This is a genomic window from Nocardioides sp. NPDC127503 (assembly GCF_040302165.1).
GTDB lineage: Bacteria > Actinomycetota > Actinomycetes > Propionibacteriales > Nocardioidaceae > Nocardioides.
Window position 1 is genome coordinate 41,763 of sequence record NZ_JBEORH010000006.1, and the last position, 20,505, is coordinate 62,267.

A 20,505-nucleotide genomic window follows, 5' to 3' on the forward strand; every position below is an offset into this window, starting at 1 on the left:
CTCCTGCCTGTGTGTCCTAAAGACGGACCCTGACACCAGCTGAATTCGCTGGTCGGCCGGGTCCGCGCGGGCAGTCTAGGCCGAGATCACCCACGAACAAGCCACAGGTTGACCCTCATCTGAGACCGCAACCGATCTGTGACGTGCCGTTTACACGGATTCAGGTACGTGGCCCGCTGACGCCGTGCTCGATGACGCCCTCGGCGACCTGGCGCATCGACAGCCGCAGGTCCATCGCGGTCTTCTGGATCCACCGGAAAGCGTCGGGTTCGCTCAGGGTCAGACCCTTCTGCAGGATGCCCTTGGCCCGGTCGACCGCCTTGCGGGTCTCCAGCCGGTCGGTCAGACCGGCGACCTCCCGCTCGAGCTGGGCGAGCTCCTGGAATCGGCTCACCGCCAGCTCGATCGCGGGCACCAGGTCGGTGATGTTGAACGGCTTGACGAGGTACGCCATCGCGCCCGCGTCGCGGGCCCGCTCCACCAGATCACGCTGGGAGAACGCGGTCAGCATGACCACCGGGGCGATCCGGTCGCGCGCGATCGCCTCCGCCGCCGCGATCCCGTCGAGCACCGGCATCTTCACGTCGAGGATCACCAGGTCGGGTCTGTGCTCGGTGGCGAGCTCGATCGCGGCCTTGCCGTCGCCCGCCTCACCGACGACGTCGTAACCCTCCTCGGTGAGCATCTCCTTGAGGTCCATCCTGATCAGGACCTCGTCCTCCGCGATGACGACCGTACGCCGCGCCTGGCTCTCCGGGGTGCTGCTGGGGTTGCTCTGCGTCACGAGCACAGACTAGGCCATCAGAGGCATGTCCCGGTGCAGTGATTCCGCCCACGGTCCGGTAGATTTTCTTCCGATCCAGCCGGATTGGCGGAACGGCATACGCGGCGGTCTCAAACACCGCTGCCCGAAAGGGCTTGTGGGTTCGAATCCCACATCCGGCACCACGAACTGTCGGTGACCACGTTCATGATGGCCACATGGTCCATGTTCGCGCTCAATCGGTCGTCGACAGTGCACTCCGCATGTCGGACGCCGGACTGAGCGACGCGGCCAACGCCGAACAACACGGTGTCGCGATCAAGACCATCCGTCGTTGGCGTCGCCTCTACCAGCGACGCGGGGTCGTGCGCGGTCAGACCCACCTCGCTCCCCCATGCCCCCGTTGCGACGGAGCCGACCTGGACAAGGCGGCGTACGCAGAGCTCTTGGGGTGGTATCTCGGCGACGGTCACATCAGTGAAGGCCGCCGCGGCGTGTTCAACCTGCACATCTACAACGACCAGAAGTACGTCGAGGACAATCAGCGCCTCAAGGAGCTGATGGAGCGGGTCAAGCCGGGCAGCCGACCGCACACCCGCCTCGTTCCCGGAGCCGTGATCACGACGGTGTCGTGGAAGCACATGCCCTGCCTCTTCCCTCAGCACGGCCCGGGCCGAAAGCACGATCGCAAGATCATTCTGAGGCCATGGCAGCAGGAGATCGTCTCAGCACACCCCGGCCCGTTCCTCCGCGGCCTGTTCCACTCGGACGGCTGTCGCGTGTCGAACTGGGCGACCCGAGTCGTCGCGGGAGAGAAGAAGCGCTATGAGTACGGCCGCTGGCAGTTCACCAACCACTCCGACGACATCCGCAACCTGTGCACCGCGACCCTCGATCTGGTCGGCATCCCGTGGCGCCAGTCCTCCTGGAAGACCATCAGCGTCTCGCGCCGCGAAGCGGTCGCGGCGCTCGACGCGTTGATCGGCCCGAAGACCTAGCCCTTGCGCTCGTAGGCGGGCGCGACCTCGTTGATCGCGTCGCCGATGCGGTGAATGCGCAGGGCGTTGGTGGAGCCGGGGATGCCGGGAGGCGAGCCGGCGATGATGACGACGAGGTCGCCCTCCTCGACGCGGCCGAGCTTGAGCAGGTTCTCGTCGACCTGGCGGACCATCTCGTCGGTGTGCTCGACCTCGTCGGTGCGGAAGGTCTCGGTGCCCCAGCTGAGCGCGAGCTGGCTGCGTACGGCATCGGAGGGGGTGAAGGCGAGCAACGGGATCGCGCCGCGCAGCCGGGAGAGGCGGCGGGCGGAGTCACCGGAGGTGGTGAAGGCGACCAGGTATTTCGCGCCGACCCGGTCGGCGACCTCGGCGGCGGCCTTGGCGATGACGCCGGAGCGGGTGTGCGGGTCCCAGTCGATGGGGCTGAGCTCGGCGGCGCGGCTGCCTTCCGAGGAGAGCGCGTGGCGCTCGGTGGCGACGATGATGCGAGCCATCGTCTCGACGGTGTGGATCGGATAGTCCCCCACGCTCGTCTCGGCGGAGAGCATCACCGCGTCGGCACCGTCGAGCACGGCGTTGGCGACGTCGTTGGCCTCGGCGCGGGTGGGCGCCGGGTTGGAGATCATCGAGTCGAGCATCTGGGTGGCGACGATGACCGGCTTGGCGTTGAGGCGAGCGAGCTCGATGATCCGCTTCTGCAGGAAGGGGACCTCCTCGAGCGGGCACTCCACGCCGAGATCACCACGGGCCACCATGAACATGTCGAACGCGGCGATGACCTCGTCGAGGTTGTCGATCGCCTGCGGCTTCTCGATCTTGGCGATGACCGGGACGACGCGCCCCTCCTCGTCCATGATCTTGCGGACGTCCTCGTAGTCCCGCGCGTTGCGTACGAAGCTGAGCGCGACCATGTCGACGCCGAGCTTGAGCGCGAACCGGAGGTCCTCCTCGTCCTTCTCGGACAGGGCCGGCACGGAGACGGCGACGCCGGGCAGGTTGATGCCCTTGTTGTTCGAGACCGGCCCGCCGACCAGCACCTCGGTGTGGACGTCGGTGTCGTCGACCGCGGTGACCCGCAGGCGCAGCTTGCCGTCGTCGATCAGGATCGGGTCGCCGACCTTCACGTCACCGGGAAGGCCCTTGTACGTCGTCCCGCAGATCTCGTCGTCACCCTGCACGTCGCGCGTGGTGATCGTCCAGGCCTGGCCGCGGCGCAGCGTCGCGGAGCCTTCCTTGAACCGCTCCAGCCGGATCTTGGGCCCCTGCAGGTCGGCGAAGATGCCGACGCTGTGCCCGCTCGCGGCGGCCGCCTCCCGCACCAGCGCGTAGTTGCTGGAGTGGTCGTCGTGGGACCCGTGGCTCATGTTCATCCGGGCGACGTCCATACCTGCGTAGACGAGCTCGCGGATGCGACGCTCCGTCCCGACGGCGGGTCCCAGGGTGCAGACGATCTTCGCTCTTCTCACGGGAGCCCAGACTACCCCTCTGGAACGTTCAAACCAGCATGCGGGAGGCGTCCCGAGATGGCCATTCATCGAGCATTCACCCAGGTCGCCGGGTCAGATGCCGCCTGCCCGCCGCACGTCGAGCGTGAGGTCGCCGACGGCTAGCCTCCGCCCACGGACCCGGGCAATGCACGTCAGCGACAAACTCCTCGCCACAAGTGTGTAGGCGCGGAGTCCGAGCGGGCGTGGTCGTCCCCGAACCGCCAGGTAAAACCGACCGGCCCGACACCTCCGATGTGGAGATGCCGGGCCGGTCATCGGCACGCCGTTGTGCCTCGGGGTGTCTGCCTCAGACCATCAGCTGCCGGTCCGTCGGGCGGATCGGCGCGGGCAGGTTGGTCGAGCCGGTGAGGTAGGTGTCGACGGCGGCCGCGGCGGCGCGGCCCTCGGCGATCGCCCACACGATCAGCGACTGTCCGCGACCCGCGTCGCCGGCGACGTACACGCCGGGGACGGAGGTGGCGAAGGAGTCGTCACGGGCGACGTTGCCACGAGCGTCGTACTCCACACCCAGCTGGGTGAGGAGACCGTCCTTCTCCGGGCCGGTGAAGCCCATCGCCAGCAGCACCAGGTCGGCGGGGATCTCCTTCTCGGTCCCCTCCTTCTCGGTCAGCTTGCCGTCGATGAACTCGACCTCGACGAGCTTCAGGGCGCGTACGCGACCGTCCTCGGTGCCGAGGAACTCCTTGGTCGAGACCGCGTAGACGCGCTCACCACCCTCCTCGTGCGCGGAGGCGACCCGGTAGGTCATCGGGTACGTCGGCCACGGCTGGCCCTCGGGGCGCTCCTCCGGCGGACGCGGCATGATCTCCAGCTGGGTGATCGACTCCGCGCCCTGGCGGATGGCGGTGCCGAGGCAGTCGGCGCCGGTGTCACCGCCACCGATGATGATCACGTGCTTGCCCTCGGCCAGGATCTGGTCGGGGACCGCCTCGCCGAGCGAGGCCCGGTTGGACTGCGGCAGGTACTCCATCGCCTGGTGGATCCCGTCGAGTTCACGCCCGGGGACCGGCAGGTCGCGGCCGACGGTCGAGCCGTTGGCCAGCACGATGGCGTCGTAGCGGTCCCGGAGCTGCGCACCGGTGATGTCGGTGCCGACGTCGACGCTCGGACGGAAGACCGTGCCCTCGCGGCGCATCTGCGCCAGGCGCTGGTCGACCTGCGACTTCTCCATCTTGAACTCCGGGATGCCGTAGCGCAGCAGCCCGCCGATCTTGTCGGCCCGCTCGTAGACGGCCACGGTGTGGCCCGAGCGGGTGAGCTGCTGGGCGGCGGCCAAGCCGGCGGGGCCGGATCCGATGACGGCGACCGCCTTGCCGGAGAGCCACTCGGGCGGCTGCGGCTTGACGTGGCCCGCGTCCCAGGCCTTGTCGATGATCGCGACCTCGATGTTCTTGATGGTCACCGCGGGCTGGTTGATGCCCAGCACGCAGGCCGCCTCGCACGGAGCCGGGCAGAGACGACCGGTGAACTCGGGGAAGTTGTTGGTCGCGTGCAGACGCTCCGAGGCGCCCTCCCAGTCGTTGCGCCAGACCAGGTCGTTCCACTCGGGGATGATGTTGCCGAGCGGGCAGCCCTGGTGGCAGAACGGGATGCCGCAGTCCATGCAGCGCGAGGCCTGGGTGTTGATGATCGGCAGCAGGGTCTTGCCGATCTTGCCCGGGTAGACCTCGTGCCAGTCCTTGACCCGCTCGTCGACAGGACGACGGGTCGCGACCTCGCGACCGTTCTTCAGGAAACCCTTCGGGTCAGCCATGGAGGACCTCCATAATCCGCTGCGCTGCCTCGTCCTCGTCGAGACCCTCCTCGAGGGCCTCCTCCTGGGCTTCGAGCACGCGCTTGTAGTCACTGGGCATGACCTGCGTGAAGCGGGTCAGAGAGTTCGGCCAGTCGGCCAGGAGCGCCTCGGCGACGGCCGAGCCGGTCTCCTCGAGGTGGTCGCGGACCAGCTGCTCGAGCTCGGCGGCGTACTTCTCATCCACCGGTGTCGCATCGTCCAGCTCGCTGTTGAGGCGCTGCTCCTCGAAGTCGAGGACCCAAGCGACCCCACCGGACATGCCGGCCGCGAAGTTGCGCCCGGTCGGGCCGAGCACGACGACCCGACCACCGGTCATGTACTCGCAGCCGTGGTCGCCGACACCCTCGGTGACGATGCTGGCACCCGAGTTGCGGACCGCGGCCCGCTCCCCCACGCCACCGCGGATGTGGATCCGCCCGCTGGTGGCGCCGTAGGCCAGCGTGTTGCCGGCGATGATGTGCTCCTCGGCCCGGAACCCGGCCGTACGCTCCGGGCGGATGACCACCCGGCCGCCGGAGAGGCCCTTGCCGACGTAGTCGTTGGCGTCGCCCTCCAAGCGCAGCGTCAGGCCGCTCGGGATGAACGCGCCGAAGGACTGGCCAGCCGACCCGGTGAAGGTGATGTCGATCGTGCCCTCGGGCAGGCCGGCGCCGCGGTAGCGCTTGGTGATCTCGTGACCGAGGATCGTGCCAACGGTGCGGTTGACGTTGCGGATCGGCAGCTGGGCGCGTACGGGCTCGCCGCGCTCGAGAGCCGGTGCCGCGAGCGGCAGCAGCTCGTTGACGTCGAGGGACTTCTCCAGACCGTGGTCCTGGCCCTTGGTGTTGTAGAGGGCCTGGTCGGAGAACTGCTGCGGCGACTCCACGCGGGTGAAGATCGGCGACAGGTCGAGCCCGGAGGCCTTCCAGTGGTCGATCGCGTCGCGGGCGTCGAGCGCCTCGGCGTGGCCGACGGCCTCGTCGATGCTCCGGAAGCCGAGCTCGGCGAGGAGCTCGCGGACCTCCTCGGCGATGTAGCGCATGAAGTTGACGACGTACTCCGCCTTGCCGGTGAACCGCTCCCGCAGGACCGGGTTCTGGGTGGCGACGCCGACCGGGCAGGTGTCGAGGTGGCAGACCCGCATCATCACGCAGCCGGAGACGACCAGCGGCGCGGTGGCGAAGCCGAACTCCTCGGCACCGAGCAGCGCGGCGATGACCACGTCACGACCGGTCTTGAGCTGACCGTCGGTCTGCACCACGATCCGGTCGCGCAGCCCGTTGAGGAGCAGCGTCTGCTGCGCCTCGGCGAGGCCGAGCTCCCAGGGACCACCGGCGTGCTTGAGCGACGTCAGCGGGGAAGCACCGGTGCCGCCGTCGTGACCTGAGATCAGGACCACGTCTGCGTGGGCCTTGGACACACCCGCGGCGACGGTGCCGACGCCGACCTCGGCCACGAGCTTCACGTGGACGCGAGCGCTCGGGTTGGCGTTCTTGAGGTCGTGGATCAGCTGAGCCAGGTCCTCGATGGAGTAGATGTCGTGGTGCGGCGGCGGCGAGATGAGACCCACGCCCGGCGTCGAGTGACGCGTCTTGGCCACCCACGGGTAGACCTTGTGGCCGGGCAGCTGGCCGCCCTCACCGGGCTTGGCGCCCTGGGCCATCTTGATCTGGATGTCGTCGGCGTTGGTCAGGTATTCGCTGGTGACGCCGAAGCGACCCGACGCGACCTGCTTGATCGACGAGCGACGCTTCGGGTCGTAGAGACGATCCGGGTCCTCGCCGCCCTCACCGGTGTTGGACTTGCCGCCGAGGATGTTCATCGCGACGGCGAGCGTCTCGTGAGCCTCCTTGGAGATCGAGCCGTACGACATCGCGCCGGTCGAGAAGCGCTTGACGATCGCCTCGACGGACTCGACCTCGTCGATCGAGATCTTCTGGCGACCGAGCTCCTCAGCGCTCTTGAGCTTGAAGAGCCCGCGCAGCGTCATCAGCCGCTCGGACTGCTCGTTGACGCGGTCGGTGTACTGCTTGAAGACGTCGTAGCGGCCGCTGCGGGTGGCGTGCTGGAGCCGGAAGACGGTCTCCGGGTCGAACAGGTGCGGCTCACCCTCGCGGCGCCACTGGTACTCGCCGCCGATGGGCAGCGCGCGGTGGGCGTTGGCGACGCCGTCGCGCGGGTAGGCGGTGGCGTGCCGCTTCGCGACCTCCTCGGCGATCACGTCGAGGCCGATGCCGCCGAGCTTGGAGGTGGTGCCGGTGAAGTAGCGGTCCACGACCTCCTTCGACAGGCCGACGGCCTCGAAGATCTGGGCGCCGGTGTAGGAGGCGACCGTGGAGACGCCGATCTTCGACATCACCTTGAGGACACCCTTGCCGAGCGCCTTGATCGTGTTGGCCATCGCCTTCTCGGCGTCGGCCTTCACGTAGTAGCCCTCGTAGGCGAGGTCCTCGACGGACTCGACCGCCAGGTAGGGGTTGACCGCGGCGGCGCCGTAGCCGATCAGCAGGGCGACGTGGTGGACCTCGCGTACGTCTCCGGCCTCGATCAGCAGGCCGACCTGCGAGCGGGTGCGCTCGCGGACCAGGTGGTGGTGGACCGCACCGGTCAGGAGCAGCGACGGGATCGGCGCCATCTCCTGGGTGGAGTGGCGGTCGGAGAGGACGATGATGCGAGCACCGTCCTCGATCGCCTGGGAGACCTCGGCGGCGATCTCGTCCAGGCGCGCCTGCAGGGCCTCGGCCCCGCCGTCGACCTCGTAGAGGCCGCGGACGATGTGGACCTGGAAGCCCGGCATGTCGCCGTCACGGTTGATGTGACGGATCTTGGCCAGGTCGTCGTTGGAGATGACCGGGAACGGCAGCACGATCTGACGACACGAGGCCGGACCCGGGTTGAGCAGGTTGGACTCGGCGCCGATGGTGCCGTTGAGGCTGGTGACGAGCTCCTCGCGGATCGCGTCCAGCGGCGGGTTGGTGACCTGCGCGAAGAGCTGGGCGAAGTAGTCGAACAGCATCCGCGGCTTGTCGCTCAGCGCCGCGATCGGGCTGTCGGTGCCCATCGAGCCGATCGACTCGGCGCCGGTGTTGGCCATCGGCGCGAGCAGGATCCGAAGCTCTTCCTCGGTGTATCCGAAGACCTGCTGGCGGCGGGTCACGCTCGCGTGGGTGTGGACGATGTGCTCACGCTCGGGGATGTCGTCGAGGCGTACGAGACCGGCGTGGAGCCACTCGTCGTAGGGGTGCTCGGCGGCGAGCTCGGACTTGATCTCGTCGTCCTCGATGATGCGGTGCTCCGCGGTGTCGACGAGGAACATCTTGCCCGGCTGGACACGGCCCTTGCGGACCACGGTGGCGGGGTCGATGTCGTCGAGCACACCGGCCTCGGAGCCGAGCACGACCAGGCCGTCCTCGGTGACCCAGTAGCGGGAGGGACGCAGGCCGTTGCGGTCGAGGACCGCGCCGATCTGGGTGCCGTCGGTGAACACGACCGACGCGGGGCCGTCCCAGGGCTCCATCAGCGAGGAGTGGAACTCATAGAACGCCTTGCGGGCGGGGTCCATCTCCTCGTGCTTCTCCCACGCCTCCGGGATCATCATCAGCATGGCGTGCGGCAGGCTGCGGCCGGCCAGGTGGAGGAGCTCGAGGACCTCGTCGAAGGAGGCCGAGTCGGAGGCGCCCTCGGTGCAGATCGGGAAGAGCCGCTCGAGGTCGCCGGGGATCAGCTCGGAGGCGAGCAGCGACTCGCGAGCCTTCATCCAGTTGCGGTTGCCCATGACGGTGTTGATCTCGCCGTTGTGGGCGATGAACCGGAACGGGTGGCTCAGCGGCCAGCTCGGGAAGGTGTTGGTCGAGAACCGGCTGTGGACGACGGCGATCGCGGAGGCGACCCGCTCGTCGACCAGGTCGGGGAAGACCTCGGCCAGCTGGGGCGTGGTGAGCATGCCCTTGTAGACGATGGTGCGGCTCGACAGCGACGGGAAGTAGACGTCGGTCTCCCTCTCCGCGCGCTTGCGCAGGCAGAAGGAGAGCCGCTCCAGGGCGAGGCCCGTGACGCGCTGCTTGGCGCCGGCGACGAAGAGCTGGCGGAAGGTCGGCATGACCGCCTTGGCGGTGGCGCCGAGGGATTCGGGGTTGACCGGTACGTCACGCCACCCGAGGACCTCGAGGCCCTCCTCGGTCGCGATCTCCTCGACCATCTTCACGGTGCGCTCGACCTGGTCGGCGTCGCCGGGGATGAAGGCGGTGCCGACGGCGTAGGCACGCTCGGCCGGAAGGTCGAAGTCGACGACCTCACGCAGGAACGCGTCGGGAACCTGGAGCAGGATCCCGGCGCCGTCGCCAGAGTTGGTCTCGGCGCCGGCGGCGCCGCGGTGGTCGAGATTCACCAGGGCACGGATGCCCTGCTTCACGATGTCGTGGCTGGCCACGCCGGTCAGCGTCGCAACCATGGCGACGCCGCAGGCGTCCTTCTCGAACCGAGGGTCGTAAAGGCCCTGGGGGGATGGATACGAGTGCTCGTACGGCACCGGGATCTCCCGTCTGTCCGGGCTCAGGCACGCACCGACCGACGCAGCCCAATAGCCCCGGTTCTCTGACTCTGCTTCGAGTCGAGTCCGGAGCGGGGGATGTCTGCGACGAGTGCGCGCGCCCTTGCGGGGATGAAACTGGCAATCTGCAGGGGACAGCGTTGGCCCGCGCGAGTGCGGCTAGGTTACCACTGTGTCACGCGTAGGTTGCGAACGAGGGTCGATCCGCGGACACCCTCCCGCCAGGCGCTACGTTGCGCCTAATATCTGCGCCTGATCAGGCCTTTGTCGAGGATTCCTCGTCGTCGGTCCCGTTGTCGGCGCCCTTGCCGTCAGTGTCGTCGGCGGGTTCGTTCTCGGTGTCGTTGTCGACGTCGTTCGCCGGGGCCTTGGCAGGATCGCTGTAGACCTCCTCCTCGAGGGTACCCCGGCCGGTGAAGGTGGCGTACGCCCACCACGCGGCCGCGAGCACGAACAGGATGATCGACATCCACTCGCTCCAGCGCAGGCCGAGCACGTTGACCAGCTGCACGTTGTCGATGCGGAGGGTCTCGATCATGCCGCGGCCGAGGCAGTAGGCCATCACGTAGAGAGCGACCACGCGGCCGCCACCGAGGCGCAGCTTCTTCTGCAGGTAGACGATCACGAAGAAGGCGAGGATGTCCCAGCAGAACTCGTAGAGGAACGTCGGGTGGAACGTGGTGCCGACGGGGAACTGGCTAGGACCGTCGGGGTAGCGCGAGGGGTCGATCTCCAGGCCCCAGGGCAGGTCGGTGGGCCTGCCGAAGAGCTCCTGGTTGAACCAGTTGCCCCAGCGGCCGATGCCCATAGCGAGCAGACAGGTCGGGGCGATCGTGTCCAGCAGCGGGACGATCTTGATGCCCTTCTGCTTCGCGCCGATGATCGCGCCCACGGCGCCGAGCGCGATCGCGCCCCACACGCCGAGCCCGCCGCGCCAGATGTAGAGCGCCTCGATCGGGTTGGCCCCGTCGCCGAAGTAGAGCTGCCAGTCGGTCATGACGTGGTAGATCCGGCCGCCGACCAGGCCGAACGGCACCGCCCACAGCGCGATGTCCTGGATGTCGCCGGCGCGGCCGCCGCGGGCCTGCCAGCGCCGCTCGGAGACCCAGACGGCGACGATGATGCCGAGGATGATCGCGAAGGCGTAGCCGCGCAACGGGACCGGCCCGAGCCAGAGCACGCCTTCGGCGGGGCTGGGGATGGACATCGGGAGGATCATGCGGGGCCCTTCTTGGCTACTTCTGAGTGAGAAGGCGGTGGATGTCGTCGGCGAACTGCTTGGGAGAGGTGTTCATCGACCACACCACGCTGGCCTGTCCCTGGGAGACGGCGGAGACGTGGGTGTCGTGGACCCCGAGATCGTAGCCCCCACTGGGTAGCCGGTCGGCCTCCCCTATGTAGAGCCGCATCGACTCGGCCAGGGTGACGATGTCCTTCAGGTCGCCGGTGAGGCCGATGAAGTCCTCGTCGTAGCGGTCCAGATACTTCTCGAGCACCTTCGTCGTGTCGCGCGCCGGGTCGGTGGTCACGAAGACGACCTCGACCTTCTTCCGGTCGGCGTCGTCGAGGCGGGTCAGCGCCGCGGTCAGGCTCGACATCACCAACGGGCACTCGTCGGGGCACTGGGTGTAGCCGTAGAAGACCAGCGTCAGCGGCTTGTCGGCATCGGTGGCCAGCGAGAACTGCTCGCCGCCGGTGTCGGTCAGCGCGGTGTCGGAGAGCTGGTAGGGAGTGTGCTCCTGCCCGGTCATCGCCGAGGCCGGCTTCTGGCCGGTCCCGGCGGCGCCGCAGCCGGTGAGCACGCCGATGAGGACGAGCAGTACAGGAAGAGCGAGGAACCTCAACGCGCGCGGACTCCCGCGGCCAGGTCCTCGGTCAGGCTCGCCAGCGCCTTGAGCGCCGCCTGCTCGTCGGAGCGGTTGTCAAGCAGCGTACGCACGAAGGCGGAGCCGACGATGACCCCGTCGGCGTACGCAGCCATCTCGGCCGCCTGGGCGCCGTTGCTGACCCCGAGGCCGACGCCGACGGGCAGGTCCGTGGTCTTCTTCGTGCGGGCGACCAGCGGAGCGGCCAGGTCGGAGGTCTTGGCGCGGGCGCCGGTGACCCCCATGACCGCGGTGGCGTAGACGAAGCCGCGGCACTGGGCCGTGGTCATCGCGATCCGCTGGTCGGTGCTGCTCGGCGCGACCAGGAAGACCTTGTCGAGGTCGCGGGCGTCGGCGGCTTCGATCCACTCCGGCGCGAAGTCAGGGGTGATGTCGGGCGTGATCAGGCCCGCGCCGCCGGCGTCGAGCAACTGCTGGGCGAAGCGGTCCACGCCACGGCGCTCGATCGGGTTCCAGCTGGTCATCACCAGGGTCGGCACCCCGGTCGCGGCCACGGCCTCGACGGCGCGGAACACGTCGTCGACACGTACGCCGCCGTCGAGCGCCTGCTGCACCGCGTCCTGGATGGTGGGGCCGTCCATGACCGGGTCGGAGTAGGGCAGGCCGATCTCGATGATGTCGCAGCCGGCCTCCACCATCGTCGTCAGCGCCTCGATCGAGCCGTCGACCGTGGGGAAGCCCGCCGGGAGGTAGCCGACCAGGGCGGCGCGGTTCTCGGCCTTCGCCTTCGCGAACGCTTCCGACGTACTCACTTTGCGTCTCCCAGTCCGAAGTATTCGATGGCCGTGCCCATGTCCTTGTCGCCGCGACCGGACAGGTTGATCAGGATCGTGGCGCCTTCGCCGTGGCGCTCCTTGATCTGCGGAGCGATCTTGATGGCGCCGGCGATCGCGTGGGCCGACTCGATCGCCGGGATGATGCCCTCCGAGCGCGACAGCAGCGCGAAGGCGTCCATCGCCTCCTTGTCCGTGATCGAGGTGTAGGAGGCGCGGCCGGACTTGGCCAGCCAGGCGTGCTGCGGCCCGACCCCGGGGTAGTCGAGACCGGCGGAGATCGAGTGGGACTCGATGGTCTGGCCGTCCTCGTCCTGGAGCACGTAGGTGCGGGCGCCGTGGAGCACACCCGGGTCGTTGGCCTGGATGGTGGCGGCGTGACGGCCGGTCTCGAAGCCGTCTCCCCCGGCCTCGAAGCCGTGGATCTCGACGTCCTCGTCGTCCAGGAACGCGGTGAAGAGGCCGATGGCGTTGGAGCCACCCCCGACCGCGGCGAGGACGGCGTTCGGGAGGCCGCCGAACTGCTCGAGGGACTGCGCCCGGGCCTCGTCGCCGATGCCGCGCACGATGTCCCTGACCAGCGTCGGGAACGGGTGGGGCCCGGCGGCGGTGCCGAACAGGTAGGCGGTGTGGTCGACGCTGGCGACCCAGTCGCGCAGCGCCTCGTTGATCGCGTCCTTGAGGGTGCCGCTGCCGGAGGGCACCGGGACGACCTCGGCGCCGAGCAGCCGCATCCGGGCCACGTTGAGCGCCTGGCGGTCGGTGTCGACCTTGCCCATGTAGACGGTGCAGTCGAGACCGAAGTAGGCGGCCGCGGTCGCGGAGGCCACGCCGTGCTGGCCGGCGCCGGTCTCGGCGATGACGCGGGTCTTGCCCATCCGCTTGGTCAGCAACGCCTGGCCGAGCACGTTGCGGATCTTGTGGGCGCCGGTGTGGTTGAGGTCCTCGCGCTTGAGGAGGACCCGCACGCCGAGCTGCTCGGAGAGCCGGGTCGCGTGGTAGAGCGGGCTCGGCAGGTTGGCGTAGTCACGCAGGATCGCGTCGAACTCGGCCACGAACTCCGGGTCGGCCTTCGCCTTCTGCCAGGCGTCGTCGAGCTCGATGAGCGCCTTCATCAGCGCCTCGGGCATGAAGCGGCCGCCGAATCCCTCGGCCTCGCCACCGAACCAGCCGAACTCGTCGGCGTCGTAGCTCGTCGTTTCGTGGATGTGAGTTGTCATGGCTGGTCCTAGCCTTGGATTCCGGTGAACTCGGCGACCGTGCCTTGCGGGTCGCCATGCTTGACCAGCGCCTCGCCGACCAGGACCGCGTGGGCCCCTTCGGAGACGTGGCGCTTGACGTCGGTGGCGGTGAAGATGCCCGACTCGGCGACCTTCACCCGGTCCTCGGGGATGAGCGGCGCGAGTCGTCCGAAGACGTCCTGGTCGATCTCCAGGGTCTTCAGGTTGCGGGCGTTGACGCCGATCAGCTCGGCGCCGAGGTCGACCGCCCGGGCGACCTCGGCCTCGTCGTGGGTCTCGACCAGCACGGTCAGCCCCAGCTCACGGCCCTGGTCGTAGAGGCTGCGCAGCGTGTCGTCGTCCAGCGCGGCCACGATCAGCAGCGCCAGGTCGGCTCCGGCTGCCCGGGCCTCCAGCAGCTGGTAGTGCTCGACGATGAAGTCCTTGCGCAGGATCGGGGTGTCGACGGCCGCGCGGACCGCGCGCAGGTCGGCGAGTGACCCGCCGAAGCGGCGTTCCTCGGTGAGCACCGAGATCGCGGCGGCACCGCCGGCGGCGTACTTCTGGGCCAGCTCGGCCGGGTCCGGGATGTCGGCCAGGGCGCCCTTGGAGGGGCTCTTCCGCTTCACCTCGGCGATCACGCTGCTGCCCGCCGCACGGAAGTGCGGCATCGGGTCGCGAGGCGCGTCGACGTCGGCCAGGCGGGCCCGCAGATCCGCCTCGGACACCGTCGCCTGGCGCTGCGCCAGGTCCAGACGTACGCCGTCGATGATCTTTTCGAGCACCGACATGTTTAAACCTCTCGTTTCCGGGTATGACCCACGTGCAAAGCCTCTCACCCGAACCGTGACACGCCCGATTTGGCGCCACAGTGCGGGCGGGAAACGTTAAGTTTCTTCCATCTCTACCCAACTCGCCTGACTTTGGAGGTCAGACACACATGAGCTACGGAACTCCTCCGCCGCCGCCCCCGTACGGTTCGCCGGCACCCGGGCAGCCCGGTCAGCCTGCGGGCAACAACAAGAAGGCGATCTGGGCACTTGTCCTCGGTATCCTCGGCTGCATCTGCTGCGGAATCTTCACCGGTATCCCGGCGATCATCCTCGGCAAGATGGCCCAGAACGAGATCGACGCCTCCGGCGGAGCGCAGGGCGGGCGTGGCATGGCCACCGCCGGCTTCATCCTCGGCATCGTCGCCATCGTTCTGTTCGTCATCGGCGTCATCCTGAACCTGTCCGGTGCGCTCGACTTCAGCGGCAGCACCACCACGTACTGAGCTCAGTCCAGCTGAGCTCGGCTCTTTGAAATCAGCGAGGCCCCCGGCGAATCCGCCGGGGGCCTCGCTGTCTCACAGGCTCAGTGTGACTCGACGTTGAAGCCGAGCTTGGCGAGCACGATGAAGAGCAGGCCACCCGCGACGGTGACGGCCACGCCGACCCAGAAGACGAACCAGCTGATCGGGTCGAGCATCATGGCGACGCTGCCGATGAGGAAGCCGAGGAGGCCGACCGCGACTGCGATCCAGGCTGCCGGGGTGTTGCCGTGGCTGGCGGACATGCGATGCTCCTCTACGAGTTCTCTTTGCTTGGCTGCAGTGTATTCATTGATCCCCCGTTGTCGGGTCCCGACCCTCGTCCAAGGACTTCCAGACGTCGATCGTGGACTGCTCCTCCAACGGCTTCTGCTCCGGCGACGCTGCGGCCGGGGCGTCGTACCTGCGGCCCATCTCGGGCCATGAGGGAGCCAGACGTACCGCTGCAACGGCTGCCGCGACGGTCAGGACCGCGCCGAGGAGCGCGAGGTAGGGCCAGGGGGTGGTGGAGCGCTCGGTCTCACCCCAGACGACCTCGGAGTCGATCGCCCGGCCGAGCGCGTCGATCCCGGCATGGCCGAAGAAGGTGACGATCACGCCGATCCCGGCCAGGCCGGCGAGGGCGGCCACCAGGCGGCGTACGAGACCTCGGGTGACCAGGACCACGCCCCAGGCCGCGAGGGCGACCAGTGCCAGGCCGGTGGTGGCCGGGGAGTCGTTGAGGTCGGCCGGCATCTGGGCCGGGGCGGTCACCTTCACCCACTCGTTGGAGCCCGCCCACGCGGCCAGCGCCGCGCCGACGAGGCCGGCGGTGACGGTCGGACCGAACGAAGCCCTCACGAAATAGCACCGTACGAGATCAGGCCGGCGTCGAAGCAGGTGTGGTCGCCGGTGTGGCAGGCCGGGCCCTCCTGGTCGACCTTGAGCAGGATCGTGTCGCCGTCGCAGTCGAGGCGCACCTCCTTGACGTACTGCCGGTGGCCGGAGGTCTCCCCCTTGACCCAGTACTCCTGCCGGCTGCGGGACCAGTAGGTCGCCCGGCCCGTCGCGAGCGTGCGCGCGAGGGCCTCGTCGTCCATGTAGCCGAGCATCAGCACCTCGCCGGTGTCATGCTGCTGCGCCACCGCGGGCACCAGCCCGTCGGGGTTGCGCTTGAGGCGATCAGCGATGGCGGGGTCCAGTCCCTCGCTCATGGGTCCAGTAGTCACAGGTCCAGTATCCCGCTGGGCAACAGTACGGACACAACCGGCATGTCGCGGGCCTTATCGGGCGCCCTCGAGGCCCCGTGCTGCCAGACTCTCCCGGTCATCGGGGCCGGTCTCGGTAAGGCCCTGTCAGCCGACTCAACGAGTCGACTATTCAAACTGGAGAACACCGCACCATGGCTAACCCCACCCCGCAGCCGGCCCCGGCGAAGCAGACCGACACCAGCGCCCTCGTGATCGGCATCCTGGTCACGCTCTTCTGCTGCCTGCCCTTCGGCATCGTCTCGATCGTCAAGGCCGTCCAGGGTGACGCCGAGGGCGCCAAGAAGTGGGGCATCATCGGCGCCATCACCGGCGTCGTCGTGATCGTCCTCTACATCATCGCCTCGGTCGTCCTCGGCGTCGGCATGGCCGCCCAGTCGGGGACCATGTGACCGCACCCTCACGGGTGCGCGCGGGGCTCGTCCCACTGGCCGTTGTGGCCGGCGGGGCGGGCCTCGCGGCCGTCTTCGCCACATCCCCCGGGCTCGTCGCCTACGTTCCGCCGTGCCCGATCCACGCTCTCACCGGCATCGACTGCCCCGGCTGCGGGATGACGCGCGGCACGATGTCGCTGCTGTCGGGTGACGTCTCCGGCGCGATCGACCACAACGCGCTGATGTTCCTGCTCGGGGTGCCGCTGCTCGCGCTGCTCTGGTTCTTCTGGCTCCGCGGCCGCATCGGCGGCCCTCCCGCGCCCGGCTGGGCCCGCTCGCGCACCGCGGTCTACGCCTGGCTGGCGCTGACCGTCGCCTTCACGGTCGTCCGCAACCTCCCCTGGGCTCCGTTCACCGTGCTGGCGGCCTGATTCAGCTGCCCTGCTGGGCGACCCAGGAGGCGTGCAGGCGTGCGTACGTCGAGCCTGCCTGCGCCACCAGCTCGCTGTGCGGGCCGCGCTGGGCGAGATGTCCGGCGTCGACCACGATCACCTCGTCTGCCGCCTCGGCGGTGGAGAGCCGGTGGGCGATGGTGACCGCCGTACGGCCGCTCATCAGTCGCTCCAGGGCCCGGTTGATCCGCATCTCCAGACGCGGGTCGACCGCGGAGGTGGCCTCGTCGAGGACGAGCAGGTCGGGATCGGCGAGCTGGGCGCGCAGGAGCGCCACGAGCTGCCGCTCGCCGGCCGAGAGCGACTCGCCGCGCTGCCCGACGTTGGTGCGGACGCCGTCGGGGAGTCCGGCAAGCCAGTCCCCCAGGCCGAGCACTCGCGCGGCCTCCTCGATCTCCGCATCGGTCGCGGAAAGGCGGCCGTAACGGACGTTGTCGGCGAGCGTGGAGTCGAAGAGGAAGCCCTCCTGCGGGACGAGCACGACGCTGGTGCGCAGCGAGGCGTTGCCGATCTCGCGTACGTCGACACCGTCGAGACGGACCCGGCCGTCGGTCACGTCCATCACCCGGGTGAGCAGCTTCGCGATCGTCGACTTCCCCGAGCCGGTCTCGCCGACCACGGCGACCCGGCGGCCGGGCTCGATGTCGAAGGAGATGTCGTGGAGGACCGGACGGCCGCCGGGGTAGGCGAAGGTGACCGCCTCGAACTCGATCGAGAGCGGGCCGCGGGGCAGGACCGCGCCGGCCGGGCCCGGGTCGACCAGGTCGGCGGGAGTGTCCAGGATCCCGATCGTGCGCCGCCAGGAGGCGATCGCGTTCTGCGCGTCGGTGAGGATCTGCGTACCCATCTGCACCGGGCCCACGAACAGCGTCACCAGGAACGCGAAGGCCAGGATCTCGCCGACGGTCAGCGCGCCGCCTGTGCCCTGGTAGGCGAGCGCCAGCAGGACGCCGCCGACGATCACACCGGCGTTGGCGAGGCCGCCGGAGAGGCCACCGAGGCTGAAGAAGACCGAGGTGTAGGCCTGCGCCTTGATCTGGGCGGCGCTGGTGGCATCGATCTCGCGGTCGATGCGCTCCTGGGTGCGGTCCTCGACCGCGTACGCCTTCACGACGGCTGCGCCGACGACCGGCTCGGAGACCGCGGAGAGCATCTTGGCGACCTGGCGGCGCGAGAGCGTGTAGGCCGCAGACAGCTTGCGCTGGAAGAACCGCAGGCTCAGGAAGAGCGGGCCGAAGCAGAGCCAGACCAGGATCGCGAGCTGCCAGGAGTAGATCACCATCACGACGGTGGCGATCAGCATCTGTCCGATGCTGACGATGAACAGCAGACCGCCGAAGACGATGAACTGGCTGACCTGGTCGACGTCGCTGGTCACCCGCGAGACCAGCGCACCGCGGTGCTCGGTCGACTGGGTGAGCATCGGCAGGTCGTGGACGTGCCGGAAGGCTTTCGTACGCAGCGTCGCCAGGCCCCGCTCGGCGGCGGTGAAGAGTCGGCTGGTCATCTTGAACGAGGCCCAGCCGGTGACCGCGATGGCGACCACCGCGATGAGGCCGGCGCGCAGGACGTAGCCGAGGTCGGGTCCGTCCGGACCGCTCAGGCCGTTGTCGAGGGTCTGCTGGACGACGACAGGTACGACGACCTGGCCGACGCTCGCCAGCACGGCCAGTGCGAAGGTGCCGCGGATGCCCTCGACCAGCTCCGGGGAGTGCTTGATGCCCCGGCGGATGGTCTCGATCGCGCCGAGCTCCTCGCCGCTGCCGACCCGGGTCTCGGGCTCGAGGGTGGCGGTCACTGGATGGTCTCCGGGGTCTCGTAGGCGTTCACCAGGCGGGCGTAGGACTCGTCGCGGGCGAGCAGCTCGGTGTGGGTGCCGCGGTCGCGGATGCGCCCGTCCTCGAGGTGCACGACCTCGTCGGCGAGTGCGATGGTGGCCTTGCGGTAGGCGACCACGACGAGGCTGGTGTCACCCGCGCCGTCACGCAGCGCGGCGAGGATGCGCTGCTCGACCTCGGGGTCGACCGCCGAGGTGGCGTCGTCGAGGATGAGGAGTCGTGGGCGACGTACGAGCGCTCGGGCCAGGGCCAGGCGCTGCCGCTGACCGCCGGAGAGGCTCGCGCCGCGCTCGCCGAGGGTGGTGTCGAGGCCCTTGGGCAGCGCGGTGACGAAGCCGTCGGCCTGGGCCGCCTTGAGCGCGGACCAGACCTCGTCGTCGGTGAGGTCGGCGCCGAGGGTGACGTTGCCGCGCACGGAATCGTCGAAGACGAAAGCCGTCTGCGGCACCAGCGCCGCCACCCTGGCCCACTCCCCTGCGTCCAAGTCGCGCAGATCGGTGCCGTCCAGGGTGATCCGGCCCGCCTCCGGGTCGACCAGCCGCGCGAGCAGCATGGTCAGGGTGCTCTTGCCGGCGGCGGTCTCGCCGACGATCGCGACCGTACGCCCCGGCTCGACCTCGAAGTCGACACCGTCGAGGAGTGTCGGGCCATCGGTGTAGGCGTAGGAGATGCCGTCGACCCGGACGCGGGCGCCGGTCGGCTCGCGGCTGGTCGTCGCGGTGCCGTAGGCCAGGCGGCCGGTCGCGTTCAGTACCTGCTGGACCCGCCGGTAGCCGACCACGCTGCGCGGGAACTCCCCGAGCAGCCAACCGAAGGAACGGATCGGGAAGGCGACGATGGTGAGCAGGAAGCCGATCTGGACGACGTCACCCGGGGCGGCGGCACCGCTGGAAACGCGGCCGACGCCGACGGCCAGGACCGCGAGGACGCCGATGTTGGGCAGCGCGGCGAGGATCGGGTCGAAGGCGGCGCGGAGCCGGCCGGCGTGGATGTTGACGTCGCGCAGCTCCTGGGCCTTGTCCTGGAAGCGGGTGGTCTCCTCCGCCTCGCGGCCGAGCGTCTTGACCACGAGGGCGCCGTCGAAGGACTCGTGGGCGATCCCGGAGAGCTCCGCGCGCAACTGCTGGGCGCGGGTCATCAGCGGTGAGGAGAAGCGCTGGAAGACCAGGTTGGCGACGACGACCGCCGGGAAGACGAGGATCGCGACCGAGGCGAGGACGACGTCGGTCCAGAACATCTGCCCGATCGCGATCACCATCATCGCGAGGGTGCCGACGGCCATCGGCAGCGGCGCGATCGGCGCCCAGGACGCCTCGACGTCGGAGTTGGCGTTGGAGAGCAGCTGGCCCGTCGGGTGCCGGTGGTGCCAGGCGAGCGGAAGCGCGAGGTATTGGCGGGTGACCGCGCGGCGCGAATGGGCCTGCATCCGGTACTGCATCACCCCGGCGCCCAGCCGCCGCGCCACCACCCCGACCGCCCGCAGGATCGCGACACCGACGAAGAGGCCGATCACGGCCCACAGCCAGCCGGCGCCGATCTCGCCGTCGCGCAGCGCCGGCACGAGGACGTGGTCGGTGGACCAGCCCAGCACCCAGGCGTCGGCAACGGTCAGCGCGCCGAAGAGCGCGGAGCCGAGGGTCGAGAGGGTGAAGACCGCCCACTCGCGGCGAATGGCGACTCCAAGAACCTTGAACCCGTCGGTCGTCGTGGCCCGCTGGGGTATTTGATCCTCGTCGCTCATCTCGGGGTAAAGCCTAGGTCAGCACCGTTCCTGCGACGAATTTTTTTGAGACGACCCAGGGCCGGGAGGG

18 protein-coding genes and 1 tRNA gene are annotated in these 20,505 nt (G+C 69.2%); 5 read left to right on the forward strand and 14 right to left on the reverse strand.

The window, feature by feature from the left end; translation table 11 throughout:
• Positions 1-160: 160 nt before the first annotated feature.
• Positions 161-790, reverse strand: a complete 630-nt coding sequence (locus ABTW65_RS14945) for an ANTAR domain-containing response regulator (protein ID WP_350661322.1) — start codon at positions 788-790, stop codon at positions 161-163.
• A gap of 72 nt (positions 791-862) precedes the next feature.
• Here ABTW65_RS14945 and ABTW65_RS14950 point away from each other — a divergent pair.
• Positions 863-948 (forward strand) — tRNA-Leu (locus tag ABTW65_RS14950).
• 78 nt (positions 949-1,026) lie between these two features.
• On the forward strand, positions 1,027-1,761 hold the full coding sequence (locus ABTW65_RS14955) for a transcriptional regulator (protein WP_350661323.1): 735 nt from the start codon (positions 1,027-1,029) through the stop codon (positions 1,759-1,761).
• On the opposite strand, the gene pyk is transcribed toward ABTW65_RS14955, so the two are convergent.
• The 8 genes from pyk to trpC all read right to left on the reverse strand — a co-directional run bounded on the left by pyk (position 1,758) and on the right by trpC (position 14,262).
• On the reverse strand, positions 1,758-3,227 hold the full coding sequence (gene pyk, locus ABTW65_RS14960; protein WP_350661325.1) for a pyruvate kinase: 1,470 nt from the start codon (positions 3,225-3,227) through the stop codon (positions 1,758-1,760). The two genes, ABTW65_RS14955 and pyk, sit on opposite strands and share 4 nt — an antisense overlap.
• 328 nt (positions 3,228-3,555) lie before the next feature.
• Positions 3,556-5,022 carry a glutamate synthase subunit beta gene (locus ABTW65_RS14965; RefSeq protein ID WP_350661327.1) on the reverse strand — a complete coding sequence of 489 codons (1,467 nt, stop codon included), beginning with the start codon at positions 5,020-5,022 and terminating at the stop codon, positions 3,556-3,558.
• On the reverse strand, positions 5,015-9,571 hold the full coding sequence (gene gltB, locus ABTW65_RS14970; RefSeq protein ID WP_350661328.1) for a glutamate synthase large subunit: 4,557 nt from the start codon (positions 9,569-9,571) through the stop codon (positions 5,015-5,017). The genes ABTW65_RS14965 and gltB overlap by 8 nt, the downstream gene beginning before the upstream one ends.
• 277 nt (positions 9,572-9,848) lie before the next feature.
• A complete protein-coding gene (lgt, locus tag ABTW65_RS14975; RefSeq protein ID WP_350661330.1) occupies positions 9,849-10,799 on the reverse strand; it encodes a prolipoprotein diacylglyceryl transferase in 951 nt (316 codons plus the stop codon).
• Positions 10,800-10,827: 28 nt separating this feature from the next.
• Positions 10,828-11,436, reverse strand: a complete 609-nt coding sequence (locus tag ABTW65_RS14980) for an SCO family protein (protein WP_350661332.1) — start codon at positions 11,434-11,436, stop codon at positions 10,828-10,830.
• The gene (gene trpA / locus ABTW65_RS14985; protein WP_350661335.1) at positions 11,433-12,230 is read right to left on the reverse strand and encodes a tryptophan synthase subunit alpha; all 798 of its coding nucleotides are present in this window, start codon (positions 12,228-12,230) and stop codon (positions 11,433-11,435) included. Before trpA ends, ABTW65_RS14980 begins: the two co-directional genes overlap by 4 nt.
• Positions 12,227-13,471: a tryptophan synthase subunit beta gene (gene trpB, locus ABTW65_RS14990; RefSeq protein WP_350661337.1), complete on the reverse strand. Its 1,245-nt coding sequence runs from the start codon at positions 13,469-13,471 to the stop codon at positions 12,227-12,229. Before trpB ends, trpA begins: the two co-directional genes overlap by 4 nt.
• Before the next feature lie 8 nt (positions 13,472-13,479).
• Positions 13,480-14,262, reverse strand: a complete 783-nt coding sequence (gene trpC / locus ABTW65_RS14995; RefSeq protein ID WP_350661338.1) for an indole-3-glycerol phosphate synthase TrpC — start codon at positions 14,260-14,262, stop codon at positions 13,480-13,482.
• Positions 14,263-14,411: 149 nt separating this feature from the next.
• Between trpC and ABTW65_RS15000 the strand changes: the two genes are divergently transcribed.
• Positions 14,412-14,747: a DUF4190 domain-containing protein gene (locus ABTW65_RS15000; protein WP_350661340.1), complete on the forward strand. Its 336-nt coding sequence runs from the start codon at positions 14,412-14,414 to the stop codon at positions 14,745-14,747.
• 80 nt (positions 14,748-14,827) lie between these two features.
• Here ABTW65_RS15000 and ABTW65_RS15005 read toward each other — a convergent pair whose 3' ends face one another.
• From ABTW65_RS15005 to hisI, 3 genes are read right to left on the reverse strand one after another with little or no spacing between them, the layout of a single operon-like run.
• Entirely contained in the window at positions 14,828-15,028 is a 201-nt protein-coding gene (locus tag ABTW65_RS15005; RefSeq protein ID WP_350661342.1) for an HGxxPAAW family protein, read from the reverse strand.
• Positions 15,029-15,071: 43 nt separating this feature from the next.
• Positions 15,072-15,623 (reverse strand): Trp biosynthesis-associated membrane protein, encoded by a 552-nt coding sequence (locus ABTW65_RS15010; protein WP_350661344.1) that lies wholly within the window; start codon positions 15,621-15,623, stop codon positions 15,072-15,074.
• Positions 15,620-15,976 (reverse strand): phosphoribosyl-AMP cyclohydrolase, encoded by a 357-nt coding sequence (hisI, locus tag ABTW65_RS15015; RefSeq protein WP_350661346.1) that lies wholly within the window; start codon positions 15,974-15,976, stop codon positions 15,620-15,622. Before hisI ends, ABTW65_RS15010 begins: the two co-directional genes overlap by 4 nt.
• Before the next feature lie 188 nt (positions 15,977-16,164).
• Between hisI and ABTW65_RS15020 the strand changes: the two genes are divergently transcribed.
• Positions 16,165-16,422, forward strand: coding sequence for a CD225/dispanin family protein (locus ABTW65_RS15020; protein ID WP_350661348.1), 258 nt, complete (start codon positions 16,165-16,167; stop codon positions 16,420-16,422).
• On the forward strand, positions 16,419-16,835 hold the full coding sequence (locus ABTW65_RS15025; protein ID WP_350661350.1) for a DUF2752 domain-containing protein: 417 nt from the start codon (positions 16,419-16,421) through the stop codon (positions 16,833-16,835). The genes ABTW65_RS15020 and ABTW65_RS15025 overlap by 4 nt, the downstream gene beginning before the upstream one ends.
• A 1-nt stretch (position 16,836) precedes the next feature.
• Here the strand turns inward: ABTW65_RS15025 and ABTW65_RS15030 are convergent, their stop codons facing one another.
• Entirely contained in the window at positions 16,837-18,654 is a 1,818-nt protein-coding gene (locus tag ABTW65_RS15030; protein ID WP_350661351.1) for an ABC transporter ATP-binding protein, read from the reverse strand.
• Entirely contained in the window at positions 18,651-20,435 is a 1,785-nt protein-coding gene (locus ABTW65_RS15035; RefSeq protein WP_350661353.1) for an ABC transporter ATP-binding protein, read from the reverse strand. Before ABTW65_RS15035 ends, ABTW65_RS15030 begins: the two co-directional genes overlap by 4 nt.
• Positions 20,436-20,505 lie beyond the last annotated feature (70 nt).